Origin of the sequence: Methanosphaerula subterraneus, from assembly GCF_052055875.1 — an archaeon.
GTDB classification, from domain to species: domain Archaea; phylum Halobacteriota; class Methanomicrobia; order Methanomicrobiales; family Methanospirillaceae; genus Methanosphaerula; species Methanosphaerula subterraneus.
Genome location: NZ_CP170508.1, coordinates 2,096,685 through 2,120,334, shown reverse-complemented (window position 1 = coordinate 2,120,334; position 23,650 = coordinate 2,096,685). Strand labels below are relative to the sequence as shown.

The following is a 23,650-nucleotide window of genomic DNA, read 5'->3' as shown; positions in this document are numbered from 1 at the left end:
TCTGTGCCGAATGGAGCAGACAACGGGACAGACACGGTACAACGGCAATGCGACCTGGCGGACACAAAATAAAAATAGATGGGCACCAAGAGCGTAAATTATTCTAAAGCGCCAGAACGTTTCCGAACGAGCACCTTTCCCTGATGTGGTACAGGTAGAAGGAGAAGATCATGATTCCGTACAGGAAGAAAATTCTGGTCCCCACAGACGGGAGCGACATCACCAGGGCTGCGATCTCTTTTGCCCTGGACATAGCAAAGATTACCCGGGCCGTTGTCACGGCGATGTGCGTTAACGACACCAGCAACAATGCCATCACAGGGAATTATACCGCCTCGAATGTGGTTTCGCCGCTCTACCAGGAGTGCATGACCGCGGTAAAAAATGTGGTCGACCAGGGTGAGAAGATGGGCGTGGATGTCAAACCCCTGGTGGTCAACGGCATCCCGACAAGTGAGATTGTCGACGCCTCCGGGAAGTACGACCTTATTGTCATGGGAACCGCTGCCCGTACCGGAGTCTCTCTCCTGCTCCTCGGGAGTGTGGCGCAAAAGGTGATCCGGTTTTCGTCCTGTCCGGTGCTTGTCATCAGCAGCGTTCACCCGGCCGGATTGAAGTGTCACCGGATAATGATCCCCACGGACGGGAACGACAACACCAGGACAGCCGTCAGGTACGGGCTTGAAATGGCCGGGATCTTCAATGCGGAAGTGACCGCATTGAGCGTCAGCAGTGTTAAGAGCAGCTCGCTCGCTCGGGGAGAAGATGTTGAACACTTCCCCCCGGAGGTTGGCCATAGAGCCGTGGATTATGTGGTCAACGAGGGCCGGAAGCTCGGCATTGCTGTAAAACCCGCGATCATCACGGGCTCCCCCGCAAACGAGATCATCAGAGCATCCAGCCAGCAGGATCTCATCGTCATGGGGACCAATGGGCGCACCGGGCTGGATTACCTGCGCCTCGGGAGCGTGGCCGAGAAGACGGTCCGGCATGCCAGGTGCCCCGTACTCGTGGTGCGTGCAGCCGAGACAATGCTCTATAAGAATTGATGTGAATGGTGAGGGAGCAAAACCCCCGCAACCATCCCAATTGCCTGGCCCGTGTCGGAGGGAATACTTCTTGCAGAGGACCGGATGTTCGAAAAGTCCTCCGAACCATTCTCGCATCCCTCCCCCTTATGGGGGGAGACCGGATGTTGGAGAGAACCAGGTATGCATCAGGTTTTCGACAATAATGATTGAGGCGCCCGGTTCAGGAGAGGCCCTTCAACAGGGAGAGGACCTCGGCGGCAAGGGCGGTGCTCTTCTCCTGGTCCTTCATCAGGGTGTCGCACCGGATTGCCCCCGGGACGGTGACCGGGTCGCGGATGTCCTGCACAAAGATGTCGACAAAGTCTTTGTACAGCCCGTAGGTCCCGAGTGATGAGGGCTCCACCCCGGAGGCCTTCATCAGGGCCGCGGCCGGCCCGCTGATCGGGGCATCCCCGATGAACGGGCTGACCGCAATCACCGGTTTCTCCCTGAGCAGGTCGGTGACCCAGACACACTCGAGGATCGGGCCGATGCTGGTGACCGGGTTTGAGGGGCCGATGATCACCGCATCGCATTCCATCAGGGCGTCGAGGGCGGCCGGCGAGGCCTCGAACCGGTCGGGCTGCCTGATCACACTGGTGATCGGGATCTGGCCATGGTGCCGGATCCAGTACTCCTGGAAGTGGATCAGCCCGCCCTCAGCGGCCACCATCGTCCTGACCGGTGCGTCGGACATCGGAAGCACCCTGGCCCGGACCCCGAAGGAGCGGCAGATATGCCGGGTCGCCTCGGTCAGGGTGGACCCGTCCCGGAGCATCTCCCCACGGGCGATATGCACCGCCCGGTCCCGGTCCCCAATCGCGATGTACTCATTCGTTGAGAGGGGGGAGAGGGCGTCGTGGGTGAGGAACGTGTCCCCCCGGATCCCCCACCAAGTATCGGTGTTCAGCAGCCCGGCATACAGGTAGATGACAGTATCGACATCCGGCGAGAGATGGTTGCCTGATATCCAGAGATCTTCAGCGGTGTTTACGACGACCGCAACCTCTTCGTCAGGGACCAGGGCATGGAGCCCGCGGAGGAGTTTAGGGGTGCCGGTGCCCCCGGACAGCACAGTGATCATTACGAATATGTTTATCCCGCCTCTCTCTAGAGTATCTATCGACAGATGAAGATCATCAAGGACCCTGTGCACGGGTATGTCGAGGTGGACGAACCCCTCCTTCCGCTGCTCGATGCCCCGGTGATGCAGCGACTCCGCTCGATCCGGCAGCTCGGGTTCTCATACCTAGTCTATCCCGGGGCCAACCACACCCGCTTTGAACACTCGCTCGGGACGATGCACCTGGCAGGGCTGATGGCGCGGCAGCTGGATCTCCCTGCCGAGGAGACGCTGCTGGTGAAGACCGCGGCCCTGCTCCACGACATCGGCCATGGCCCGTATTCCCATGCGATCGAGCCGTTCATGGAGGAGTACACCGGGCGGAGCCACCACCACATCAGGGAGGTGCTGGTCGGCACCGGCACCTGGGATCTGATCACCGGCGCCGGGACCGACCCTGAAGCGGTCTGCGCCCTGATCGAGGGGGAGCACCCGCTCGGCGGGATCATCCATGGGGACCTGGACGTGGACAGGATGGACTACCTGCTGCGGGACGCCCACTACACCGGGGTCCCGTACGGGACCGTCGACGCCCACCGGCTGATCCGCTCGGTGATGCTGACCGATGAGGGGATGGTCCTTCGGGAGAGCGGGATCAATGCCGCCGAGTCCCTGCTGATCGCCCGGACCCTGATGCGCCCGGCAGTTTACTTTCACCATGTCGGCAGGATCGCCGAGGGGCTCTTCGGGCTGGCCCTCTATTACCATGTCAGGGCCGGCATCGACCCGACGGAAGCCGCTTCACTGGTCAGGATGGACGACGGCGCCTGCATCCAGGCACTCCGAAACTCCCCGGCCACCCAGGCCCAACAACTGGTGATCAGACTGCAGCAGCGAGACCTCTTCAAGCGGGCGCTGTACGTCGGCAAGGACCAGATCAACACAGCGGCCCTCCCGGCGGTCCGGCCGCAGCATGAGGAACGGACGATCGCCGCAGCGATCGCCGGCGAGGCAGGGGTCAGGGAAGAGGAGGTGCTGGTCGACATCCCCGAGTTCCCGCACGAGATGTCGATGGCCGTCCAGGTCAGGCACCGGCACCTGACCGTCCAGCTCGAGGAGATCTCCCCGATGATGAAGACCCTGAACGAGACCCGGCGGGGGCAGTGGAGGCTCGGGGTGTACGCCCCGACCGCGGTCTCAGAGCAGGTCGGGGAGGCAGCGGCGGCCACCCTCCATATCAGAAAACCGACCGCCCAGGGGAAGCTCATCCTCTGAACAGGAGACCTGCAGGTGCAATCATGCTCATATACCCCACTCCCCAATAGGTACCGCATGAGTATCCGTGCATGCTGCCCTGCCTGCGGCGAGGAGTCGTCGCACCAGGTGCTCCGCGAGGCCGCTGATCTGCTGGTCCAGTGCGGTGCCTGCGGCCACATCTATCATATGCCGCAGGAGAAGGAACCCGAACCCATCAATGTGAAGACTGTGATCAGCGCAGAGTCGGTCTCCCGGCTCGGCGTGATCGATCTCCTCCCTGACGAAAAGATCTCGCTCGGCGACATGCTGGTCGCAGAGCTGGACGATGAAACGGCCATCGGGGTCGAGGTGACGGCCATCGAGGTCGGCGCCAAACGGCCGATCATCGCCGCGGCCTCGGAGATCGATACCCTCTGGACCCGTGCGGTCGAGGACGTCGTCGTGAAGGCTTCGGTCCACAACGGAAGGGTCACGATCCCCCTGTACCAGAAGTGCGATGGAGAGGACGAGTTCGCCGTGGACGGGGTCTATGACTTCGCCGGCAAGAAGATCCGGATCTCGCACATCAAGCTCCGGGACGGCCCGATCCTCAGAAAAGAGGGGTGGAAGGCCTTCGCCCGGCGGATCAAGCGGATCTACGGGACTTACGTCCGGTATTAGAGCGAGAGGAAGAATCCCGTCACCCGCCGGCAGAGCTGATGGCCCTGCCCGGCGTACATCCGGCTCTCTTCCCGGATCGCCGCTTGCTCTGCAGGCGACCGATCGGTGATCAGCGCCTCGATCCGTTCGGAGGTCATCTCCAGGTGGAACTGGAGGCCGAGTGCGCACTTATACAGAAATCCCTGGTTTTGTACCTCTTCTCCCCTGCAGAGGAGCGTCCCTCCGGCCGGGACCGAGAAAGTCTCCCCGTGGAGCTGGAAGGCCAAAAAACGGTTCGGGAAGATCGTCCCGTCGCCGGCGATCATTCGCCACCCGATCTCCTCCACCGACTTCGTCACGATTCCGCCGAAGGCCGTGGCGATCTGCTGCGCACCCAGGCAGATCCCGAGCACCGGCTTTCCTGCCGCGACGAACTCCCGGATCGCCCGCTGTTCCTCCTCGATGAACGGAAGGGTCGCCGTATCGTTCACGCTCATCGGCCCCCCGAGCAGCACCAGGTGGGTCGCCGACACCGGCATGACCAGGTGGCCGGTCTCGTAGACATTGACCACCTCGACCTCGGCCCCCTGCTCCTTTAATTCCTCTCCAAGCATCTCTGCCGGCTCCTCCGGCGTGTGCATCACCACAACGACCTTCATGGTTGATCAGCAGTACTGAGCCCTCGCGGCATTAAGCGATGCGGTCTCCCTGAAACGCGAAGGCACCCATCCCGAGGTCGCCGAGGTCCCAGCTCTGGTGGAGGATCGTCCCCTTTGCCCCGGGGCCGACCGTGCCGGCGATGGTCAGCAGCGGCATGAAGTGGTCGGGGTACGGGTGGGCGCGGGCCGGGTAGGGCGCCTCCTCGTGGAAGTGGAGGAGGGCGTCGTGGTCGCCGGCAGTGACGGCCCGGTTCAGCCAGTCGTTGAAGGCGATGGCCCAGGGGTCCGGGTCCGCCCCCTCCCGCAGATCTGCGTACCCGAGCGGGTGGACGGCGCCGCCGCTGCCGAGGATCAGCACCCCCTCATCCCGAAGGGGGGCCAGGGCCCGGCCGACGGCATAGTGGGCGGCCGGATCGAGGTGCTGCTGGATCGAGACCTGGACCACCGGGACGTGTCCATCCGGGTACATCAGCATCATCGGCACCCAGGTCCCATGGTCGATGCCGCGGACCTGATCGGTCCCGCAGGAGAGGCCGGCCCCATGGAGGAGATCGACAACCCGATCTGCAAGCGGGGGCGAACCGGCCGCCGGGTAGCGGATCCGGTAGAGGGCCTCGGGGAAGCCGGAGAAGTCATGGATCGTCTCAGGGCGCTGCACAGCGCCGACGACAGGTTCTCTCGTCTGCCAGTGGGCCGATATGCAGAGGACCGCTGAAACATCGTTGTACTCCCTGCCGAGGCTCTGGAGGAACTCCCGTGCCGGGACCTGCTCGAACGGGAGCGTCGGGGCCCCGTGCGAGACGAAGATCGCCGGCAGCCGGTCGACTCTCATCGAAGGTTCACCATAGGATCAGATGTGTGGACTGGCATGGATATAGAACCATACGCTTATGTTCAGGAAGGACAGACCTGGATCGATGAACTGCAGCATCTGCGGGGCTTCCGGCACCCGTTTTATGAAAGCGATCCACCGAGACCGCGGTCTCGTCTACCTCTGCGAGGACTGTTACAAAAAGGAGCGGGAGGCCCTCCACCCGGCCGGCTCGAGCTGCACCTGCCACCCGCCCCAGCATTGAATCCCTGACATTTCGCCTCACAACGCTCATGACCTGCCGGCGTTCCGGGCTTTCAGCCGCTCGATCGGATCGAGGGCCTTCTGTTTTGCCGCCTGCTCCTTCTCGTCCTTCGGCACGGCCCAGGGCTGCGTCACTGTCCAGGTGAGGCTTCCTCCGATCGGGTTCCCAGGGTACGCCCCGGGGTCCCCGACCAGCACCCCCCGGAAGACCGTTCAGAGCTCCTCGTACCGGACCTTCGCGAGCGGCTGGACATCATCACGCTCAGCCCGATCGCGAGAAAGATCCGGAGGTTAAATACCGATCCAGGAATGAGAGATGTTGCGTGGTTTTTGACATGGCGATGCTCCGTGGTAGTGCCGGTCTTTGAGGGGGACTCCTACAAACGGTCCGCTGCCTTCAGGATCGCAGCCGCGATCAGTGATTCCGGCAGCTCCTCGAACTCTTCGTCACCGACACGGACCGTCCGGCAGGAGCAGGGGATCCCGACGAGGGTGCTGCAGGACGGGCAGGCGGTGGCCGCGGCTCTACCTCCGACGAGCTCCTCGATCGGCGTACCCCCGACCAGGACCTCGTTGGACCGGGTGATCTCTTCCGGTGAAAGCAGTTCCTCTTGGAGTTCGAGCGCGATCCCCCGGACCCCGAGGACCGGGGTGAGCTCAGCGACCACGGCCCGGAGGTTCGCACCGGTGGACCCGCAGCGCTCGCAGGTTTTTCCTTCCACGGCGAGGTGGCGCCACTCGACGACGAGCCTGGTCATGGTGCCTCCAATGCAGCGATCACAGCCCGGGTGACGGTCTCGATCTCGTCGTACCGGACCTCGGCCCGGCCGTCCTTGACGATGCCGAGCTCGGTGGCCATGAGCCGGATGGACGGCTCCACACCGGCCTCGCCCGCCTTACAACTGCCACAGCAGTCCTCGCACCCGTCGAGCACGAGCACGCGGGAGGCATCAGCAACCGCTTCAGCGATCGCCTCGGGACCTGCCTGTGCCCGAATCCATTCGACCCGGCCCGGCCGGCGGGTGAGGACCTGGCGGCCGACCTGCTCGGTGAGCCTGCCGACGTTCGAGAGGCCCGAGCAGGTGATCAGCACGATCGACATCAGTTCACCCGCAGTTGCAGCCACCGCCGCAACCGCAGCCTCCCTCGGTGTTCTGTTCTCCCAGGTCCCCGGCCGGCGGCTGTTTCTGATCGGTCGCGGTTGTCCCCGCCGTCTCCACGGCGTCGACCACCTGCTCGATCTCCTCTTCGCGGAGGTTCAGGTCCCCGGACTTTGCGATCCCGAGATCGGTCACGACGATATGCTTATCCGGGATGATCCCGGCCGTTTCAAGGGTCTTCTTCACGCATCCAACCTCGCAGCCGTCGATCGCCACCACCTCGTCGGCTGACTTGGCGGCCGTGATGAACCCTTTCTGCTGACTCCCGATGCCGGCGAGACAGCCGATCCGGCCCTTGCCCTGCTGGGTCAGGCGGACGGTGGCCGCGTTGGCCAACTGTCCGGTGTTCGATGCGCCGGCGCACCCGTAGACCACAATGCGCTTCCCCTCTCCACAGGTACATGGTGCCTCAGCCACGATCATCCCCCCTTTGCAAGCATCTCGCTCAGTTCCTTCACCGAGGGGACACGGCCCGAGACCTTCAGCTCCCCGTCGACCATCAGCGCCGGGGTGAAGATGATCCCGCGTTTCATGATCTCGGCGATGTCGCTGACCTTGACGACCTCGGCCGCAAGCCCCAGTGTCTTCACGGTCTCCAGTACATTCTTCTCAAGCTGGTGGCACTTGGCACACCCGGTTCCAATCACTTCAATCGTTGTCATGGTCATCTCGTCTTGTTATCGTTGTTCTGTTGTTTTTGCACCAATTCTATCGAGAGCTCGTCATCCCGGCAAGGGGCCGAAGTCCCGCTGGTCACCCCATCATGAAGTTGAAGAGGTAGCCGACGAAGATGATTCCGGTTCCGACCACGCCGATGAAGATGGCGAGGAGCTTTGGTTTGAGCACCTTCCGGAGGAGGATCATCTCAGGGATCGAGAGGGCGGTGACGGCCATCATGAACGCGAGGGCGGTACCCATCGCGACACCGGCCCGGGTCAGCTCCGAGACGAGCGGGATCACGCCCGCGGCGTTGGAGTAGAGCGGGATACCGATCAGCACCGCGATGATCACTGCGAACGGGTTGTCCTTGCCGGCGTAGGCGGCGAGCGCTCCGGCCGGCACCCAGCCGTGCATCAGAGCGCCGATCGCGATACCGATCACCACGTAGATCCAGATCCTCTTGATGATGTCGACCGAACCGGCCCAGGCCTCCTTCAACCGTTCGGGGAGGGTCGGTGCGGCGCCGGCAGCCCCGAGCGACCCGACCTTGATCTGGTAGACGTACTCCTCGACGTATTTTTCCATGCCGAGTTTACCGATCACAACCCCGGCGACGATCGCGATGATCTCGCCGGCTGCGATGTAGGTCAGGGCGATCTGCCAGCCGAAGAGGCCGTAGAGCAGCCCGAGCGCCACCTCGTTCACCATCGGCGCCGCGATCAGGAACGAGAAGGTGACCCCGAGCGGGATGCCCGCCTCGACGAAGCCGATGAAGAGCGGCACCGCCGAGCAGGAGCAGAACGGGGTCACGATTCCGAGCAGGGCTGCGAGGATGTTGCCGACGAAGGTCGAGCCCTTCCGCTCGGCGAGCCAGGCACGGGTCTTCTCAGGGGTGAAGAAACTCCGGAGGAAGGTGATCCCATAGATGATCACCAGCAGCAGGATAAAGATCTTCACCGTGTCGTAGATGAAGAAGTTCAGGGCGCTGCCGGCCTGCGATGCCGGGGCGAGGCCGAGGACGGTATAGACCAGCCAGTCGGCGGCTGTCTGCACCACTTCAAAGACCGTGCTCTTCACCTCTTCCGTTCATCGTTGTATTTTCGTTCATCGCCAGCCTTCACCCACTCTCATCATACCCTGTGCTGGATTGTCCGCCCTGTCATTTCTCAAACAATCGTCTCCTGCCGGCCCTGATACCATCCAGAGATGCATTTCAACATTTATTGAATATGGTGAGGTGGCGTATATAGGTTACTATTTCAGATAAAATTGAATTATTCGGGGCGAAGAGAGGTGCCCCTTACCAAAGAGATAGAAGTCTAAAAGATATCTAATGGACCTTATGAAGATATATAAGATCTTTATAGGTCTTTTACTATGCGGAATTCTAATCGCCGGCTGCACATCGACGACGAACTCGACACCGGCGACAGCGACCGTCACCTCCACACCAGTGGCGACCTACACCATCGGAGGCACAACGGCCGGCACCCTCCGGGTCTCTGTCCTGGACGTGGGCCAGGGCGACTCGATCCTGATCCAGTCGCCGGCCGGGAAGACCATGCTCGTCGATGCCGGCGACACCGACGCCGGCTCGCGGGTCGTCGCAGACCTCAAGGCCAGGGGTGTGACGTCGCTGGACGCAGCCGTCGCGAGCCACGCCCATGCCGATCATATCGGCGGCTACCAGGCGGTCCTGTCCCAGTTCCCCGTCGGGACGTTCTACGACTCGGGCTATCCATCCACCTCGTCCATCTACGAGAACCTCCTGACCACCATCGACCAGAAGAACATCAGGTTCATCACCCCAACCGCCGGCCAGACGATCGACCTCGATCCGGCTATCCGGATCGACGTGCTCTCTCCGGACGGAAAGAACACCGGGGAGATCCACGATAACATGCTGGTGCTCCGGCTGAGCTACGGCAGCACCTCCTTCCTCCTTGCTGGGGATATGCCCGACACCCTGGAGAAACAGATTGCCTCCTCATTCAAGCCAACCACGGTCCTGAAGGTCGGGCACCACGGAAGCCGGACCTCCTCCTCTGCAGCGTTCCTCACCGCGATCAAGCCCGAGGTCGCGATCATCTCCGTAGGGGCTGGGAACTCCTACGGCCATCCCACGGCAGAGGCCTTGGGCCGGCTGCAGGCAGTCGGGGCGAAGATCTACCGAACGGACCAGGCCGGCACGGTGACGGTCACGACCGACGGCAACACCTACACAGTGGCGACCGACAAGACTGGAAGTTCAGCCCCGGTCCAGGTGGCTACCATGGCGGCCGCCGCCCAGGCTGCTGCACCGGTCGCGGTGACTCAACAGCAGAGTTCAATGCCGGCATCGTCCGGCTCGGTCTCGATCACAGTCCTGGACCTGAAAGGCGAGACGGTGACGATCACGAACAGCGGTTCGTCATCTGTGAGCCTGGCCGGGTGGAAGTTGACCGATGAAGGAGCAAAGCATTCGTACACGTTCACAGGTACCACGGTGCCGGCGGCCGGCTCGGTGACGATCGCCTCCGGCACCGCGACCGGCGATATCAAATGGAAGAGTGACAACGTCTGGAACAACGACGGCGACACGGCATATCTCTATGATGGATCGGGCCGGCTCGTCAGCCAGAAGAAGGGATGATCATGAAAGTGACAGTCGACAGATTTGAGGGAGAGATCGCGGTCCTCCTGGTGCGGCCCGAAGAAACTCAACAGATTCTCTTCCCCCGGGAATTGCTGCCGGGCGTAGAAGAAGGGGACATTCTTGAGATCACGGCGACCCGTGAGATACGCGAGACTGAAGAGGCACGGGCACGGGTATCGTCATTGATTGAGAAGTTGAGGCAGAAAGGGACCTGACTTCGGGCGCTCGAAGATCGGCTGACACCACCTTCGTCTCGACCATCTACTTTACTGAATGCGCCCCAACCCCATTATTGTCTGATATGATCTGGTGAAAAAGTGGGATGCTATCCTCACTGGCAGTTCGGGCAGTGGCGTTGATCGTCCTCTGGTGCATGGCTGGATCCACAGCAACAGGTATCACCGAATTTCAGTGGAGATGTGCAGGATTCCCGGTGACCGGCGCTGTCCTGGTGTTGCTCACCACAAGCACAGGTGTGCAGGGAGGTGGATTCAGTCTCGTCGATGGGGTTACTGGTATCGTTGTTTGCCGGTTGTACATCTTCTGGCATCTCTTCACCAACCGTACGGTTGCCGCACGATAATTACTCATATGAGCATAAATAATTTAAACTATTGTATCCAGAACCGGGATCAGCAGAGTACCTTTTCAATCGGTGTTGAGCTATTGTTCTTGTGCACCCTCAAGGGTCCTCACGCTTGCTGAAGCTGGACACTCTTCGATCTTCTCCTCTTTACTCCTGCTCGGGTTCGCCGGCGTCCGGCAGCTCGCCGAGAAACCCCTCTCTTCGATATGGATCGGGAGTCCTCGACCATCAAGAGCGAGAAGCCGAGGCCAAGGCCGGCCGGAACGTGAGCCTGCGGACGGAGGGAACTGTCACAGTCCAAACTCATCGCGAGGGGGCCTGGATTCCGGCCCATATCACCTCCAGGCAGGAGAACCTGATCGCCAGGTCAGCGGCGGCAGGGTACTCCCCTCCCGACCTCGCCGGCAGCCGGCGCCCGCACGGGATCACGGCGAGGACGACCCGGAGGATCTGATGGCCATGCCCCGATCAGGTCATCCGGATCACGCTCTCCCAGGGTCACACCACATCCAGAGTTCGTTCTAGAGTTCCAGGGGACAATTTGGAACACCAGTTCCAAGGAGACCTCACAGAATCAGAGATCAAACCCACCGGTTTATTTCGCAGGTTCACGCATCACTAGAGTATGAAAAATGGATCACTCTCGTTCCTGGTCCTGCTCATCGTCGGCGCATCCCTCCTCGTCGCCGGCTGCGTCCAGAACCAGCCCGCTGTCACCACCAGGACAAACACCACACTGCCGGCGGGAACCGTTCCCCTGGGGCAGGGGAATATCACCTCCAATGCCTCGCTTGTCTCCTTCGTCGACAGCGCCGTTGCCTATGCACAGACCAACGGCAGGGAGAAGGCCCTTGCAGAGTTCTCCAACCCGAACGGTTCGTTTGTCAGGGGCGAACTCTACATCTATGCCTATGACTTCAACGGAACCACCCTGGCCCACCCATTCAACCCTGAGAAGATCGGCGTCAACCGTCTGAACGAGACGGATGCACTGGGAGGATTCTTTATCAGGAACCTGAGAGATGTGGCCAGAAATGGAAGCGGCTTCGTCCGGTTCTCATACATCAACCCTGCACATAACCGGTCGGTCGAATCAAAGATGGGGTACGTGGAGAAGGTGGACGATACCTGGTGGCTTGGCTCAGGGATCTATATCGGGCCGGTAGAGACCGCCACAACGAACGGTCAGAATGGAACAGAGACCATGAACCAGAGATAACCCATTTTTTATCCACGATGGCGCCGAGTTCCCCTCATAGGAGGGATACTCCGACACCTCGTCAACTCAATTCTGACCCTGCCCCGTCGTCTACAGCCGCCGGCCGGTCCGCCTCTCCAGGGCTCCTACAAATAGCGTATTAACAGAGCAGAGTAGTAATAGATCATACTACCTTCCTGCATCGGCAGAGAGGAGACGATCTCATGACAGTCGCATTACATATCCAGAACCTGACCAGGCGCTTCAATGACCTGGTCGCCGTCGACGACATCTCCTTTGATATCGATCAGGGAGAGATCTTCGGCCTGCTGGGACCCAATGGGGCCGGGAAGACGACGACCCTCTCGATGCTCTCCACCATGCTCACCCCCACCTCCGGTTCGGCCACGATCAATGGCATCGATATCGAAAAAGATCCGGACGGGGTGAGGCGAGCGATCGGTATCGTCTTTCAGGACCAGAGCCTCGACGAGGAACTGACCGCCTGGGAGAATATGGACTTTCATGGCCGGCTCTACCGGATCCCGACAGAGACCCGGCACCAGCGGATCACCGAACTCCTCATGCTGGTGGAATTGAACGACCGGAGGGACGACATCGTCAAGACCTTCTCCGGGGGAATGAGGCGCCGGCTTGAGATCGCCCGCGGGCTGCTCCACCACCCCTCGGTCCTCTTCCTCGATGAACCGACCCTCGGTCTCGACCCCCAGACCCGCAATCTCCTCTGGAACTACATCGCTGCCCTCGCAAAAGAGAAAGGGATCACCATCATCCTCACGACCCATTACATGGAGGAGGCAGACCGGCTGTGCAACCGGATCGCCATCATCGACCACGGCCGGATCATCGCCATCGACACCCCGGAGAATCTCAAAAACGGGCTTGGCGGGGACCTGATCACCATCCGATCTCCCGAGCCGGCCGCCGCGGTTGAAGCCCTCAAGGAACCCTGGGTCGTCAGGGTGGAGACCCATAACGATGAAGTGGTCGTCAGCCTGAAGAATGCCGACCAGTTCGTCAGTACGATCGTCACGCTCCTCAACCAGAGACAGGTGCCGATCACCTCGATCGCGATCCACAAACCCACCCTTGAGGATGTCTTCCTCTCCTTCACCGGGAAGACCATCCGGGAGCAGGAAGCGGATCATAAGGAGCAGATGCGCACACACCAGAGAATGGGGAGGCACTGATCATGGAGATCATCTATACCATCTGGCTTCGGAACATGAAGCGGTACGTCCGTTCAAAGAGCCGGATCATCGGCAGTATCAGTATGCCGCTCTTCTTCCTGCTCTTCCTCGGCTTCGGCCTCAACTCCGTGGTGCAGCTGCCCGGGATGGGCGGCGACTATATCGGGTTCCTGATCCCGGGGATGGTTGCGATGAGCGTGATGTTCACCTCCGTCTTCTCCGGCATCCAGGTCATCTGGGACAAGCAGTTCGGCTTTTTAAAGGAGACCCTCGTCGCGCCGGTTTCAAGGCTGGAGATCATGCTGGGCCAGACCGCCGGCGGGGCTTCGACGGCCGTCCTGCAGGGGTTCATGATCCTGGTCATCTCTCTGTTCATCGGGCTCCAGATCTCAAGCGTGATCGGATTCCTGGTCGCACTCCTGTTCATGGTGTTGATCGGCATCTCCTTCACGGCCTTTGGGATCGCCATTGCGTCGAGGATGGAGGACATGACCGGATTCCAGCTGATCATGAACTTTGTCATCTTCCCGATATTCGGCCTCTCCGGGGCACTCTTTCCCATCAGCTCGCTGCCCTCGTGGATAACGCCGATCACCCTCGTCGATCCCCTGACCTATGGTGTTGAAGGGATCCGGTATGGGCTGACCGGAGTCTCCCAGATCAATCCGGTGGTCTGTTTTGCGGTGATCGGGGTCTTCTCCCTGGCCATGACGGCAATCGGAGCATTCCTCTTCCGGAAGACCACCATATAAACGAGAAGGACGGGCAGAAACAGGATCCCCTTCCGCTTTTTTGAGAGTCCTGCGAAAGCCAGTGCAGGCGATCAGGTCTGGACCGGGATACCCCGACCGGCACCTTTAAGGTTAGGTAAGACCTAACTAATTAAAGGTCGGAGTATGATGAAGAGAGAAGAACATCTGCTGGAAGTGTTTGAAAACCTACACCGGATGAGGAACGAATGCTCCTGCACTGTCTTCTCCGAATGCGGACTCTCAGATATGACGGTAAAACAGATCGCCTATCTGAAAGTCATCGATGAACAGGGCGATGTCACCTTCAGCAGGCTTGCTGAGATCACGAGGAATTCAAAACCCACGATCACCGAGATGATCAACAGATTTGTCCGAATGGAGTGCGTGTACCGGGAGTCCTGTCCTGATGACGGCAGGATCCTGTACATCCGCCTGACCGAAAAGGGACGGAAGATCGCCAAGGCCGAACAGACCGCACTGCGCCGGGTGATCGAACGGATGGTGCATTCACTGGATGAACACGAGCAGGAACTCCTGATAGAGATCCTGCAGAAAGTCAGGTAATTTTTTTTCTCCTGCACATTAGTTAGGTAAAATCAAACTAAATGAATGAGGAAACCATGCAATCAGACATAACTGATGGATTATTAGAAAAACCGGTCATACCGCTCTTTGAGATCGTCGTCTACCCGGACAGCCGGACAAAGATCCCGGTCGACCGAGCCACCGGGGACCTCCTGCTGGCAGCGATGAAGGATGAAGAGGCCGAGTACGCAGTCGGTCTGACGGTGAAGAGCGGGGTACTCCCCTCAGAGGTGACCATCGGGTCGCTGTATACGACCGGCACCCTGCTCCGGATCCTGCACCTGCAGCCGGCTGAGGACGGGTACCTGGTCTGTGTTCAGATCGTCCATCGGGTGAATGTTGTCTCCCTTTCAGAGAAGGACGGAGGGATCTCTGCCACATTCGAGCTGATCTCCGATCTTTCGGACCTTGATGAAGACCAGAAAAATCAGATCCTCGCGGAGATCAAATCCACCATCAACGAGATCAGCAGCCACTTCACCGGTTCCGAACAGTTCACCCAGCCGATCGACCGGATGGAATCCATCGACCAGATCATCGGTTTCGTCATGCCCTTCATGCCTATAAACCTCGCCGAGAAGCAGGCCCTCCTTGAGATCGCCTCGGTCCAGGAGCGGTACAACACGTTCCTCGAGATCCTTGTTCGGGCACGGGAGGAGATCACCCTCCGGATCGAGATGGCCAAGAAGGTCTCCGACCGGGTGAATAAATCAAACCGCGAAGCGATGCTGCGTGAGCAGATGAAGGTCATCCAGGCGGAGCTGGGCGAGAGTGACGGTGCCGGCGGTGACGGGAGCTACCGGGAACGGATCGAGAAGGCAGAGATGCCGGACGAGGTGCGCAAAAAGGCACTGGCAGAGGTGAAGAAACTGGAGACTGGTGGGAGCCAGAATCATGAGAGTCCGGTGATCCGGAATTACCTCGACCTCCTGCTCGACCTCCCCTGGGTCACAGGGGAGCGGAAAAGCATCGATATCGGAGAGGCTCGCCGCGTCCTCGAGAGCCACCACAACGGTCTCGAGAAGGTGAAGGAGCGGATCGTTCAGCACCTCGCGGTGATGAAACTGAAAGGGGAGAAGCAGGGTTCGATCCTCCTCTTCGCCGGCCCGCCCGGTACCGGGAAGACGAGCCTGGGGAAGAGTATCGCCGAGGCGCTCGGACGGAAGTACGTCAGGATCAGCCTCGGCGGTGTCAGGGACGAGGCAGAGATCAGGGGGCACCGCAGGACCTATGTCGGGGCCCTGCCAGGACGGATCATCCAGGGTATGAAGAAAGCCGGGACGAAAAACCCGGTCTTCATCCTGGACGAGGTCGACAAGTTGACAGCATCCAATGCCGGCGACCCGGCGAGTGCCCTCCTTGAGGTCCTGGACCCGGAGCAGAACAACACCTTCTCGGACCACTACCTGGAGGTCCCGTACGATCTCTCCGACGTGCTCTTCATCGCCACGGCCAACTCCCTCGCCACGATCCCTCCACCCCTGCTCGACCGGATGGAACTGATCGAGATCTCGGGCTACACCAGGAACGAGAAGTTCGCCATCGCACAGGACCACCTGATCCCCGAGACCCTGAAAGAGCACGGGCTCGATGCAGACAAACTCCGGATCGATGACGAGGCGCTGAAGGTGATCATCGAAAAGTACACCCGCGAGGCAGGTGTCCGGTCGCTCGGGAAACAACTGGCGAAGATCGCACGGCACGTCTCCGAGAAGATCGTATCCGGGACCGCCGAGCTGCCGTTCGTCGTGACGGTGGATAAGCTCCAGGCGATCCTGGGGAAGGAGATGATCCGGCAGGAGGTGGCGAGGAAGGAACCGGTCCCGGGTGTCGTGACAGGTCTGGCATGGACGCCGGTCGGCGGGGAGATCCTCTTCATCGAGGGTACGTTCATGCCCGGCACCGGCAAGCTCACCCTCACCGGCCAGCTCGGGGACGTGATGAAGGAGTCGGCGACGATATCGCTGAGCCTTATACGCTCACGGCTGGCGAACACGCAGAACGGATTCAACTTCATGACGAGCGACATCCATGTCCATGTGCCCTCGGGGGCGACGCCCAAGGACGGGCCGTCTGCGGGCGTGACCCTCTTCACGGCTCTCTCGTCCCTGATCACCGGCAGGACGGTCGACCCGAACCTGGCCATGACCGGGGAGATCACCCTGAGCGGGGCGGTGCTGCCGGTCGGGGGGATCAAGGAGAAGATCCTGGCCGCACACCGGGCCGGGATCAAAAAGGTGATCCTGCCGAAGGAGAACGAGCGGGACCTCGCGGATGTGCCCGAGGATGTCCGGAGCGAACTGGCCTTCGTGCCGGTGGAGACCGTCGAGGAGGTGCTGCGGGAGGCGCTCGGTATCGAACTCCCCCGGACCGTCGTGCTCCACGCTGGGAACAGTTTCGTCCCGATGGAGAACCTCTAAAGGACCTCTGAAGAGCCAGGGACCCGGAACGGAGGCTGAGAGGACGGCCGGGATCTCCTGGGTGGATCGGGGGACTTCCCTCAATCCCCTTCCACCCCACCCGGTTTCAATCGAGCCCGGTCCAGGGGTCACACCTGCTTTGCAAGCATCGCGAGTGCTTCGCGGATGAACGCAGGGATGTCTGCCGGCTTCCTGCTCGAGACGAGGTTGTTGTCCACGACCACCTCCTCGTCCACGTACTCTGCACCAGCATTCTTGATATCCTGCACAATCGACATCCAGCCGGTCAGATGCCGGCCTTTCAGCACCTGCGCCGTGATGAGGAGTTGGGGTGCATGGCAGATCGCAAAGACCGGCTTGTTGCTGGTAAAGAACTCTTTCACGAACCGGACGGCGTCGGGGTCGACCCGAAGTCTGTCAGGAGAGTAGCCGCCCGGGATGAAGAGGGCGTCAAAATCATCTGCCGGAAGATCATGAACCGCCCTGTCGATCGTTGCGACAGCCCCATGCTCTCCTTTCACGATCGATCCTGCACTGAGCCCAACAAGGACGAGTTCGTGCCCTGCCTTTCGAAACGCCTCCGCGGGCTGCTGGTATTCCACGTCCTCGAACATATCAGTGATTATTACCGCAATTCTGCTCATCATTTCACCATGCCAGTTCCGATCTCAGGGGACCGGAGCAGGTGAACGGATGTTCTTTCAGGCATATAAAGACATCAATCGGACCCATCTGTTCATGCTCCGCAGACCGTGATCAGAGGCCCCGGGTCCCGGGTCTGGTCACGCAGCGTCAACCCTCCGGTTCACCGGACGATGATCGAATCCATAAAAACCCCGCCGCTCCTATCATTCTATCGACCAGATCATGCGTATCAATACCCCGAGTTCCACACTCCGCGACTGGAGGCCGGACGATGCCTGCTCCCTGACGAAGCACGCGAACAATCCCCGCATTGCAGCAAATATGCGGGACGGGTTCCCCTCCCCCTATACGCGGGAGGATGCCGATCGCTTCATCAGCATGGCGGCGGACCGGACCTCCAACCTGTTCCTGGCGATCGAGGTCGACGGCGAGGCGGTCGGGGGGATCGGGATTCACCGGCTGGAGGATGTCCGGCTTCGGTCAGCCGAGATCGGCTACTGGCTTTCAGAATCCTGCTGGGGGAGGGGTATCGCCACCGATGCCGTCCGTTCGCTGGTGCCGGCCGCGTTTGAAGCGTTCGACATCGTCCGGCTCGAGGCCGGCATCTTTTCGAGCAATCCGTCTTCGATGCGGGTGCTGGAGAAGTGTGGATTCGTGAGGGAGGCGGTCCATGCGAAGGCTATCACGAAGAACGGGGTTCTGCTGGACGAAGTGGTGTACGTATCTTTCGGGTAATTGTTCGAACTTTTTTTGGTGACGACGGAAGATTCGTATCCCCGGGGATCTCCCCATCCCCGGTCCAATTTTTCTAACCCGTTGGACCGGCTCTCGTAAGTGTCTGGATGAAAACCGCCTGTTTATCATGTCGGGAACACCTCATCTCACGTATGAGAAAAAAGTCCCTTTCGCTTTTTATCCTGCTCGTCATCGGCGCATCCCTCCTCGTCGCCGGCTGTGTCCAGAACCAGCCCGCTGTCACCACCACGACAAACACCACCATGCTGGCGGGAACCGTTCCCCTGCAGCAGGGGAATATCACCTCCAATGCATCGCTCGTCTCCTTTGTTCACAGCGCCGTTGCTTATGCACAGACCAACGGCAGCGAGAAGGCCCTTGCAGAATTCAACAACCCGAACGGTTCGTTCATCAAAGGCGAACTCTACATCTATGCCTATGACTTCAATGGCACCACCCTGGCCCTTCCGTTCAATCAGGAGAAGGTCGGCGTCAACCGTCTGAATGAGACAGATTCACTGGGAGGATTCTTTATCAGGAACCTGAGCGACGCGGCCAGGAACGGGACCGGTTATTCCCGGTATTATTACCCCAATCCCGCACACAACGATGCGGTCGAAGCAAAGCTCGGATACGTGGAGAAGGTGGACGATGGCTGGTTCCTCGGCTCCGGCGTCTATGGTGGGCCGGCAGCGACGGCCACCACGAATGGTCTGAATGCGACAAAGGTCAGGAATCAGCCATAACCTTTTTTCCCATCTCCCCAGTGCAGGTATCCCGGCACTGCCCGAGCCGGGCTGGAAACATCGCCGGCGACAGGGGGAGAACAGTGGTGGAGGAGGATGGAAATTGGAAGATCAGTCAATTATTTCTGCCTTAGTGAGGTTTATTAAAATTCCGCCCCTGTTGGAACCATCTAATGATGGCTCCCGCACCCTTCGCCGAAACGGATCGAAAGCCAGGGATCCATCCCATCAATCGTTCAGAATACGCTCAAGGACGATCACGGCATCCTCTACCAGCCCGGGGCATATCCGGGCGGCGACCTTCTTCTCCCTGGCCTCTTTGAACTGCATCGGGTCAGCCATATCATACCCGAGGAGATCCGGACAGGTGATCGACCCGTTCTTCGTCGTATAGTCCCTGATGAACTGCTGGACGAGGGCGTAGGTCTTCTCTCGTGCTGCATTATCATCCAGCCGGGTCATGCCATACTTCATGCCGATAACCATGATGGCGCCGGCCACCGCACCGCAGATGTTTCCCGTCCGTGCGATGCCGCCCCCAAACCCGCAGGCAACGCTGTTTGCGGTATCCCGGTCCAGCCCCAGTTCCTCTGAAAAACTGGAGAGCACCGCCTGAGAGCAGGAGAAACCGCTCTTAAATGAGGCAACCGCCTCGTCTGCTTTTGTCATTCCCTAAAATTTTGATGTGTCACCGTATCACGTTTTGCCTATCCAATTCCGGGGACGTTCCACAGCAGAACCCATCCGGCCATCCCCGGTGCTGCCGGCGAAGCAATCCAGGCGGACAGCTGCGTCATTGAATGATCACTTCTTTCTCTGCTCGAGGACCGTCGTCCGGGGAGAGAAACCGAACTTCCCGTAAAACCCAAAGGCCTCCTCGTTCCCCTCCCCGACAGAGACCCGGTTTCTGACCGAACCGTGCTGGTCGAGCCAGGAGAGGGCGAGAGTCATCAGGGTCGACCCGACCCCCTGCTCCCGGTACCCCGCTTCGACAAAGATCGACTCGATCTCCCCCTCCTTCTCCGCCGAGAGCGAGCTCACGCAGTAGCCGATATACCGTTCCCTCCCGGGATCGAAGGCGAGGTCCAGCCGCAGGGATCCGGCAACCGCTATCCTTCCGAAGTACGCCCTCCGGTCGTCGAAGGTCCGCTCTCTAAACTGACGCTGAAACATTCTCGACCGGCTCTGGTGATGGCTGTTCAGCTGGTTCCAGAGCGGCAGGATCCGGTCGAGATCCCGTTCATCCGTCACCTGGTATTCAATGGTGGTCATCGCTGGATTGGAATGGGTGGTGATTGGAGAAAAAGGGCGACTACCCTGAACGAAACTGGGGGGCGGGATGGAGGAGGATGATCTGATCGTTCCCATTACATTTCGAACTGTTCAGACCTAAATGATCAAACCATATCGGAAATGATGGATATCACTCGTTCGGAGTTGCGCAGACATGGACTTCTAATTCTTCGATGAGTTACAGAAAAAACCATACCTTGTGTCGGCCCTCATCGTCGCCAGTTCCCTTGCATCCGTCCTCCTGAATGCGTAGGACTCCTACTCGGGATCACCTATGTGCTCCCCCATCTGCTCTATATCCCGATCATCCTGACCTTCTACTACAATCCACGACGCGGCCTTCTCTTCGCCGCCGGCCTCTCGAACTGCTACTGCGCCATTTTGCTCACCTTCGTCACCCCAACAACGGTTGAAATGATCTCGGCGATCGCGTGTGCCGGCTTATTCCTCGTAGTCGCCGGGGTGGTATCGTCCTGGATCTCACCGAGCGCGAACATGCAGAGGATGCACTGGCGCTTGCCAGTAAAAAAACTGAACCCCCTCTCGAACATCACCCTGCATGACTTCCTCAACCAGATCACGGCTCTGAAAGGATATATCGAACTCTCCCAGGAGGAGCAGGACGAGCAGAAACTTGCGCAATTCATGAGAGAACACGGCGCTGGGGGGCGGAAAAGCGGAAAAACCCCTTTGGGTTCAGAATGAAGAGAAAAACAAAAACGAATGCTGCTATGGGGATTCGAACCCCAGTCGAAGGAGTGAGAGTCCTTCATGATTGGCCGGTCTACACTATAGCAGCAGATCTTCTAATAACATGGCATGCACGGAGATTTAAACATATCTGTCCCTTATTAGAATCGCCGGCCGGCAAGGGATTTTTACCTGATGAAACGGGAGGGTGCGCGAGATCGGCTGCCAGATCCCTGACCCACACCTATATTGCACCCGCTTTCCTATTAATAGAGAGAACAAACTCTTGGGATAGACAATGAGCGGCCTTGATGATCAGATACAGGAACTGGAAGCTGAACTTGAGCGGACCCCTTACAATAAGGCCACCTCAAAACATATCGGACGCCTGAAGGCCAAGATCGCCAAACTCAAGGACGAGGCGGTCACCAGGGCGATGAAGTCCAGCAGTGGCGCTGAGGGGTTTTCGGTCAAGAAGTCCGGTGATGCCACGGTCGTGCTGGTCGGGTTCCCATCGGTCGGTAAGAGTACGCTCTTAAACAAGCTGACCGGGACCAGGAGCGAGGTCGGGGCCTATGCATTCACGACCCTGACGGTGGTGCCGGGCTCGATGGACTACAAGGGAGCGAAGATCCAGATCCTCGATATCCCCGGTCTGATCGCCGGCGCTGCGATGGGGAAGGGGCGCGGCAAAGAGGTGATCGGCGTCGTCCGGTCGGCCGATATCATCGTGGTGCTCCTCGATGTCTTCAACGGTGCCCATGCAGGCGTGCTGCTCAAGGAGTTATACGATGCCGGGATCCGGATCAACAAGCCGAAGCCCGACATCACCATCAAGCGGACTTCCTGCGGCGGGGTGCTCCTCCATGCGGTCGGCACCCTGGACCTCGAGATCGAGGAGGTCAGGTCGATCCTTGCAGAGAACAAGATCACGAACGCCGATGTACTGGTCAGGGGTGGGGCGACCCAGGACGACCTGATCGATGCGATGATCGGGAACCGGGTCTACATCCCGGCGTTCATCGCGGTCAACAAGGTCGACCTCGTCGATGCCGAGACCCAGGAGGAGATCAGAAAAGTGATCGTTGATGAGATCGGGGTCGAACCGCTGATGATCTCGGCACACAGCGGGCTCCACATGGACGAACTCAAGGACGAGGTCTACGACAAACTCGGGTTCATGCGGGTCTTCTTAAAGCCGCAGAACGGGGTCGCAGACCTGGAGGAGCCGCTGATCATCAGGACCGGTTCCACCGTCGCCGATATCTGCAGAAAACTCCACCGTGACTTTGTCAGCAGGTTCCGGTACGCCCGGGTATGGGGGCGATCGGTCAAGCACCCCGGCCAGCGGGTCGGGCTGCCGCACAAGATCCGGGACAGCGACATCCTCTCGATCATCACTGAGCACTGAGCGCTGCAGCGATCGCATCGAGCGGGGCATCGGTCTTGAGGGCCGTGCCAGAGTAGTGCGCCCTGCTCGCCCGGTACCCGGCCGCGGCGAGCCTGGCGATCACCACATCGATCGCCGGCGGCGAACCTCCTATCCATTTTGCAATCCGGTGATAGTCGTAGTGGCTGGAGGTCGGGAGTTCAGCCCCGAGGATGTCCAGCAATTTTCCAAGCCTTCGCTCGGTCGTGAGGGAGAGATCGGGGAGGCGCTCCTTCATCTGATCGAGCAGTGTTATATCGTTCAGGGGACCGAGCCATAGCGGCCCGATCGGGAGCATCATCGCACCACAGCGGGGGCAGATATGGTCATGGGGCAGCACCCCCGGCTCTTCAGCCCGCTCCGGGCATGACGGGCAGTGGTGCAGAAACCCGAGTCTGGCCACCGTCTGGTCCGCAGCATCGGCTCCCTTCTCGGCCTGCAGGTGCAGCCGCAGGAAATGGGCGCTGGCAAAGCAGAAGAGCGGGGAGAGCCCCCGGTCGTACTTGACCATTGTCCTGGCAACATACCCGAGCAGGATCCGGAGGCCGACCTCGGCATGATACTCGGTGTTCAGGGGCTTCGTCGCGTACCGCCGGATCCCTGCCTTCAGGTGCGCCCCACAGAGTGGGGCCGTATCGGTCGCTGTCACAAAGAGATAGCGTTTGGCGCTCCTGCAGGCCGCATCGGTGAACGGGGCGGGGGTGCCGAACGGGTCCAGGTCCACCGCATCGAACCGTTCCCGCGAGAGGAGGACATTCGCGTCCTCGACGGTCACCCTCCCTTCCAGGCCGGCACTGGTCAGGTTGGCGCGGATCAGGTCGGCAGCCGCCGGATCCCGGTCATTGATCACCACAGGGATGTGACATTCCCCGGCCACCCGGAGCCCCCGGATACCGCTCGCGCCCATTGTGTCCAGGTACTCCTCAGGGTTCAGCACCGAGAGGAGAAGGACGGTCGCGTCCCGGTTCATAGCCATCTTCGGATTGAAGAAGACCGGTGCGCTGGATGGTGGAAACGGGGAGTCGGGATCCTGGACCGGGATCGAAAACCGGGTCCTCCCCTCGGTCATCTGTATCAGATCCATGGTTCTGGACAGGTGGAAGCGCGTTAAACTTATACCTTCCTCTGCCAACCTATATGCA

At 60.0% G+C, this 23,650-nt stretch carries 29 protein-coding genes and 1 tRNA gene; 16 read left to right on the top strand and 14 right to left on the bottom strand.

The features are described from left to right. Nucleotides 1-170 precede the first annotated feature (170 nt). A complete protein-coding gene (locus ACFKSJ_RS10340; protein ID WP_440949720.1) occupies nt 171-1,049 on the top strand; it encodes a universal stress protein in 879 nt (292 codons plus the stop codon). Between the two features lie 202 nt (nt 1,050-1,251). Here ACFKSJ_RS10340 and cofD read toward each other — a convergent pair whose 3' ends face one another. Then, nucleotides 1,252-2,154: a 2-phospho-L-lactate transferase gene (gene cofD / locus ACFKSJ_RS10335; RefSeq protein ID WP_440949719.1), complete on the bottom strand. Its 903-nt coding sequence runs from the start codon at nt 2,152-2,154 to the stop codon at nt 1,252-1,254. Nucleotides 2,155-2,199: 45 nt separating this feature from the next. Here cofD and ACFKSJ_RS10330 point away from each other — a divergent pair, with 45 nt between their 5' ends. After that, entirely contained in the window at nt 2,200-3,408 is a 1,209-nt protein-coding gene (locus ACFKSJ_RS10330; protein ID WP_440949718.1) for an HD domain-containing protein, read from the top strand. Between the two features lie 57 nt (nt 3,409-3,465). Then, nucleotides 3,466-4,050, top strand: a complete 585-nt coding sequence (locus ACFKSJ_RS10325; RefSeq protein WP_440949717.1) for an HVO_0476 family zinc finger protein — start codon at nt 3,466-3,468, stop codon at nt 4,048-4,050. On the opposite strand, the gene ACFKSJ_RS10320 is transcribed toward ACFKSJ_RS10325, so the two are convergent. Next, nucleotides 4,047-4,688: a type 1 glutamine amidotransferase gene (locus ACFKSJ_RS10320; protein ID WP_440949716.1), complete on the bottom strand. Its 642-nt coding sequence runs from the start codon at nt 4,686-4,688 to the stop codon at nt 4,047-4,049. The two genes, ACFKSJ_RS10325 and ACFKSJ_RS10320, sit on opposite strands and share 4 nt — an antisense overlap. Before the next feature lie 31 nt (nt 4,689-4,719). Continuing rightward, nucleotides 4,720-5,520: a DODA-type extradiol aromatic ring-opening family dioxygenase gene (locus ACFKSJ_RS10315; protein ID WP_440949715.1), complete on the bottom strand. Its 801-nt coding sequence runs from the start codon at nt 5,518-5,520 to the stop codon at nt 4,720-4,722. An 85-nt stretch (nt 5,521-5,605) separates the two neighbouring features. Here ACFKSJ_RS10315 and ACFKSJ_RS10310 point away from each other — a divergent pair, with 85 nt between their 5' ends. Next, nucleotides 5,606-5,764 carry a hypothetical protein gene (locus ACFKSJ_RS10310; protein WP_440949714.1) on the top strand — a complete coding sequence of 53 codons (159 nt, stop codon included), beginning with the start codon at nt 5,606-5,608 and terminating at the stop codon, nt 5,762-5,764. Nucleotides 5,765-5,790: 26 nt separating this feature from the next. Here ACFKSJ_RS10310 and ACFKSJ_RS10305 read toward each other — a convergent pair whose 3' ends face one another. The 6 genes from ACFKSJ_RS10305 to ACFKSJ_RS10280 all read right to left on the bottom strand — a co-directional run bounded on the left by ACFKSJ_RS10305 (nt 5,791) and on the right by ACFKSJ_RS10280 (nt 8,660). Then, entirely contained in the window at nt 5,791-5,961 is a 171-nt protein-coding gene (locus tag ACFKSJ_RS10305; protein ID WP_440949713.1) for a hypothetical protein, read from the bottom strand. A gap of 179 nt (nt 5,962-6,140) precedes the next feature. Further along, nucleotides 6,141-6,521 (bottom strand): DUF2703 domain-containing protein, encoded by a 381-nt coding sequence (locus tag ACFKSJ_RS10300; RefSeq protein ID WP_440949712.1) that lies wholly within the window; start codon nt 6,519-6,521, stop codon nt 6,141-6,143. Further along, nucleotides 6,518-6,889: a putative zinc-binding protein gene (locus tag ACFKSJ_RS10295; protein ID WP_440949711.1), complete on the bottom strand. Its 372-nt coding sequence runs from the start codon at nt 6,887-6,889 to the stop codon at nt 6,518-6,520. Before ACFKSJ_RS10295 ends, ACFKSJ_RS10300 begins: the two co-directional genes overlap by 4 nt. Continuing rightward, nucleotides 6,870-7,340 carry a putative zinc-binding protein gene (locus ACFKSJ_RS10290; protein ID WP_440949710.1) on the bottom strand — a complete coding sequence of 157 codons (471 nt, stop codon included), beginning with the start codon at nt 7,338-7,340 and terminating at the stop codon, nt 6,870-6,872. The genes ACFKSJ_RS10295 and ACFKSJ_RS10290 overlap by 20 nt, the downstream gene beginning before the upstream one ends. Nucleotides 7,341-7,342: 2 nt before the next feature. Next, nucleotides 7,343-7,585, bottom strand: coding sequence for a thioredoxin family protein (locus tag ACFKSJ_RS10285; RefSeq protein WP_440949709.1), 243 nt, complete (start codon nt 7,583-7,585; stop codon nt 7,343-7,345). Between the two features lie 91 nt (nt 7,586-7,676). Then, nucleotides 7,677-8,660: a permease gene (locus ACFKSJ_RS10280; RefSeq protein ID WP_440949708.1), complete on the bottom strand. Its 984-nt coding sequence runs from the start codon at nt 8,658-8,660 to the stop codon at nt 7,677-7,679. 265 nt (nt 8,661-8,925) lie between these two features. Between ACFKSJ_RS10280 and ACFKSJ_RS10275 the strand changes: the two genes are divergently transcribed. The 8 genes from ACFKSJ_RS10275 to lon all read left to right on the top strand — a co-directional run bounded on the left by ACFKSJ_RS10275 (nt 8,926) and on the right by lon (nt 16,970). Beyond that, nucleotides 8,926-10,215: a lamin tail domain-containing protein gene (locus tag ACFKSJ_RS10275; RefSeq protein WP_440949707.1), complete on the top strand. Its 1,290-nt coding sequence runs from the start codon at nt 8,926-8,928 to the stop codon at nt 10,213-10,215. Between the two features lie 2 nt (nt 10,216-10,217). Beyond that, complete coding sequence (locus ACFKSJ_RS10270; protein ID WP_440949706.1) at nt 10,218-10,433, top strand: DUF3006 domain-containing protein; 216 nt, start codon at nt 10,218-10,220, stop codon at nt 10,431-10,433. 636 nt (nt 10,434-11,069) lie between these two features. Then, nucleotides 11,070-11,258: a hypothetical protein gene (locus ACFKSJ_RS10265; RefSeq protein WP_440949705.1), complete on the top strand. Its 189-nt coding sequence runs from the start codon at nt 11,070-11,072 to the stop codon at nt 11,256-11,258. Between the two features lie 171 nt (nt 11,259-11,429). Next, nucleotides 11,430-12,023, top strand: a complete 594-nt coding sequence (locus tag ACFKSJ_RS10260) for a cache domain-containing protein (protein ID WP_440949704.1) — start codon at nt 11,430-11,432, stop codon at nt 12,021-12,023. Between the two features lie 203 nt (nt 12,024-12,226). Next, a complete protein-coding gene (locus ACFKSJ_RS10255; protein WP_440949703.1) occupies nt 12,227-13,213 on the top strand; it encodes an ATP-binding cassette domain-containing protein in 987 nt (328 codons plus the stop codon). Between the two features lie 2 nt (nt 13,214-13,215). After that, nucleotides 13,216-13,965, top strand: a complete 750-nt coding sequence (locus ACFKSJ_RS10250) for an ABC transporter permease (RefSeq protein ID WP_440949702.1) — start codon at nt 13,216-13,218, stop codon at nt 13,963-13,965. Between the two features lie 246 nt (nt 13,966-14,211). Continuing rightward, nucleotides 14,212-14,529: a MarR family winged helix-turn-helix transcriptional regulator gene (locus ACFKSJ_RS10245; protein WP_440949701.1), complete on the top strand. Its 318-nt coding sequence runs from the start codon at nt 14,212-14,214 to the stop codon at nt 14,527-14,529. Nucleotides 14,530-14,585: 56 nt separating this feature from the next. Continuing rightward, nucleotides 14,586-16,970 (top strand): endopeptidase La, encoded by a 2,385-nt coding sequence (lon, locus tag ACFKSJ_RS10240; RefSeq protein WP_440949700.1) that lies wholly within the window; start codon nt 14,586-14,588, stop codon nt 16,968-16,970. A 128-nt stretch (nt 16,971-17,098) separates the two neighbouring features. Here lon and ACFKSJ_RS10235 read toward each other — a convergent pair whose 3' ends face one another. Next, a complete protein-coding gene (locus ACFKSJ_RS10235) occupies nt 17,099-17,614 on the bottom strand; it encodes a type 1 glutamine amidotransferase domain-containing protein (protein ID WP_440949699.1) in 516 nt (171 codons plus the stop codon). A 223-nt stretch (nt 17,615-17,837) separates the two neighbouring features. Here ACFKSJ_RS10235 and ACFKSJ_RS10230 point away from each other — a divergent pair, with 223 nt between their 5' ends. Continuing rightward, on the top strand, nt 17,838-18,350 hold the full coding sequence (locus tag ACFKSJ_RS10230; protein ID WP_440949698.1) for a GNAT family N-acetyltransferase: 513 nt from the start codon (nt 17,838-17,840) through the stop codon (nt 18,348-18,350). 152 nt (nt 18,351-18,502) lie between these two features. Continuing rightward, complete coding sequence (locus ACFKSJ_RS10225) at nt 18,503-19,096, top strand: cache domain-containing protein (protein WP_440949697.1); 594 nt, start codon at nt 18,503-18,505, stop codon at nt 19,094-19,096. Between the two features lie 228 nt (nt 19,097-19,324). Here ACFKSJ_RS10225 and ACFKSJ_RS10220 read toward each other — a convergent pair whose 3' ends face one another. Beyond that, nucleotides 19,325-19,765 carry a C-GCAxxG-C-C family protein gene (locus ACFKSJ_RS10220; protein WP_440949696.1) on the bottom strand — a complete coding sequence of 147 codons (441 nt, stop codon included), beginning with the start codon at nt 19,763-19,765 and terminating at the stop codon, nt 19,325-19,327. A 135-nt stretch (nt 19,766-19,900) separates the two neighbouring features. Then, complete coding sequence (locus ACFKSJ_RS10215) at nt 19,901-20,368, bottom strand: GNAT family N-acetyltransferase (RefSeq protein WP_440949695.1); 468 nt, start codon at nt 20,366-20,368, stop codon at nt 19,901-19,903. 297 nt (nt 20,369-20,665) lie between these two features. Between ACFKSJ_RS10215 and ACFKSJ_RS10210 the strand changes: the two genes are divergently transcribed. Next, nucleotides 20,666-21,094: a hypothetical protein gene (locus tag ACFKSJ_RS10210; protein ID WP_440949694.1), complete on the top strand. Its 429-nt coding sequence runs from the start codon at nt 20,666-20,668 to the stop codon at nt 21,092-21,094. A gap of 19 nt (nt 21,095-21,113) precedes the next feature. On the opposite strand, the gene ACFKSJ_RS10205 is transcribed toward ACFKSJ_RS10210, so the two are convergent. Further along, nucleotides 21,114-21,188, bottom strand: a tRNA-Glu gene (locus tag ACFKSJ_RS10205). Between the two features lie 189 nt (nt 21,189-21,377). Here ACFKSJ_RS10205 and ACFKSJ_RS10200 point away from each other — a divergent pair. Next, on the top strand, nt 21,378-22,490 hold the full coding sequence (locus tag ACFKSJ_RS10200) for an OBG GTPase family GTP-binding protein (protein ID WP_440949693.1): 1,113 nt from the start codon (nt 21,378-21,380) through the stop codon (nt 22,488-22,490). Here ACFKSJ_RS10200 and ACFKSJ_RS10195 read toward each other — a convergent pair. After that, the gene (locus ACFKSJ_RS10195; protein ID WP_440949692.1) at nt 22,477-23,592 is read right to left on the bottom strand and encodes a tRNA (guanine(10)-N(2))-dimethyltransferase; all 1,116 of its coding nucleotides are present in this window, start codon (nt 23,590-23,592) and stop codon (nt 22,477-22,479) included. The genes ACFKSJ_RS10200 and ACFKSJ_RS10195 overlap by 14 nt on opposite strands. Nucleotides 23,593-23,650: the final 58 nt, after the last annotated feature.

Bases quoted from the DNA above. Each gene is read 5' to 3' on its own strand.
- ACFKSJ_RS10330 (WP_440949718.1), top strand. From the start codon at position 2,200: ATGAAGATCATCAAGGACCCTGTGCACGGGTATGTCGAGGTGGACGAA.
- ACFKSJ_RS10320 (WP_440949716.1), bottom strand. From the start codon at position 4,688: ATGAAGGTCGTTGTGGTGATGCACACGCCGGAGGAGCCGGCAGAGATG.
- ACFKSJ_RS10310 (WP_440949714.1), top strand. From the start codon at position 5,606: ATGAACTGCAGCATCTGCGGGGCTTCCGGCACCCGTTTTATGAAAGCG.
- ACFKSJ_RS10220 (WP_440949696.1), bottom strand. From the start codon at position 19,765: ATGACAAAAGCAGACGAGGCGGTTGCCTCATTTAAGAGCGGTTTCTCC.
- ACFKSJ_RS10215 (WP_440949695.1), bottom strand. From the start codon at position 20,368: ATGACCACCATTGAATACCAGGTGACGGATGAACGGGATCTCGACCGG.
- ACFKSJ_RS10230 (WP_440949698.1), top strand. From the start codon at position 17,838: ATGCGTATCAATACCCCGAGTTCCACACTCCGCGACTGGAGGCCGGAC.
- lon (WP_440949700.1), top strand. From the start codon at position 14,586: ATGCAATCAGACATAACTGATGGATTATTAGAAAAACCGGTCATACCG.
- ACFKSJ_RS10315 (WP_440949715.1), bottom strand. From the start codon at position 5,520: ATGAGAGTCGACCGGCTGCCGGCGATCTTCGTCTCGCACGGGGCCCCG.
- ACFKSJ_RS10340 (WP_440949720.1), top strand. From the start codon at position 171: ATGATTCCGTACAGGAAGAAAATTCTGGTCCCCACAGACGGGAGCGAC.
- ACFKSJ_RS10235 (WP_440949699.1), bottom strand. From the start codon at position 17,614: ATGAGCAGAATTGCGGTAATAATCACTGATATGTTCGAGGACGTGGAA.
- ACFKSJ_RS10270 (WP_440949706.1), top strand. From the start codon at position 10,218: ATGAAAGTGACAGTCGACAGATTTGAGGGAGAGATCGCGGTCCTCCTG.
- ACFKSJ_RS10300 (WP_440949712.1), bottom strand. From the start codon at position 6,521: ATGACCAGGCTCGTCGTCGAGTGGCGCCACCTCGCCGTGGAAGGAAAA.
- ACFKSJ_RS10275 (WP_440949707.1), top strand. From the start codon at position 8,926: ATGAAGATATATAAGATCTTTATAGGTCTTTTACTATGCGGAATTCTA.
- ACFKSJ_RS10325 (WP_440949717.1), top strand. From the start codon at position 3,466: ATGAGTATCCGTGCATGCTGCCCTGCCTGCGGCGAGGAGTCGTCGCAC.
- ACFKSJ_RS10285 (WP_440949709.1), bottom strand. From the start codon at position 7,585: ATGACAACGATTGAAGTGATTGGAACCGGGTGTGCCAAGTGCCACCAG.
- cofD (WP_440949719.1), bottom strand. From the start codon at position 2,154: ATGATCACTGTGCTGTCCGGGGGCACCGGCACCCCTAAACTCCTCCGC.
- ACFKSJ_RS10250 (WP_440949702.1), top strand. From the start codon at position 13,216: ATGGAGATCATCTATACCATCTGGCTTCGGAACATGAAGCGGTACGTC.
- ACFKSJ_RS10260 (WP_440949704.1), top strand. From the start codon at position 11,430: ATGAAAAATGGATCACTCTCGTTCCTGGTCCTGCTCATCGTCGGCGCA.
- ACFKSJ_RS10200 (WP_440949693.1), top strand. From the start codon at position 21,378: ATGAGCGGCCTTGATGATCAGATACAGGAACTGGAAGCTGAACTTGAG.
- ACFKSJ_RS10225 (WP_440949697.1), top strand. From the start codon at position 18,503: ATGAGAAAAAAGTCCCTTTCGCTTTTTATCCTGCTCGTCATCGGCGCA.
- ACFKSJ_RS10245 (WP_440949701.1), top strand. From the start codon at position 14,212: ATGACGGTAAAACAGATCGCCTATCTGAAAGTCATCGATGAACAGGGC.
- ACFKSJ_RS10195 (WP_440949692.1), bottom strand. From the start codon at position 23,592: ATGGATCTGATACAGATGACCGAGGGGAGGACCCGGTTTTCGATCCCG.
- ACFKSJ_RS10255 (WP_440949703.1), top strand. From the start codon at position 12,227: ATGACAGTCGCATTACATATCCAGAACCTGACCAGGCGCTTCAATGAC.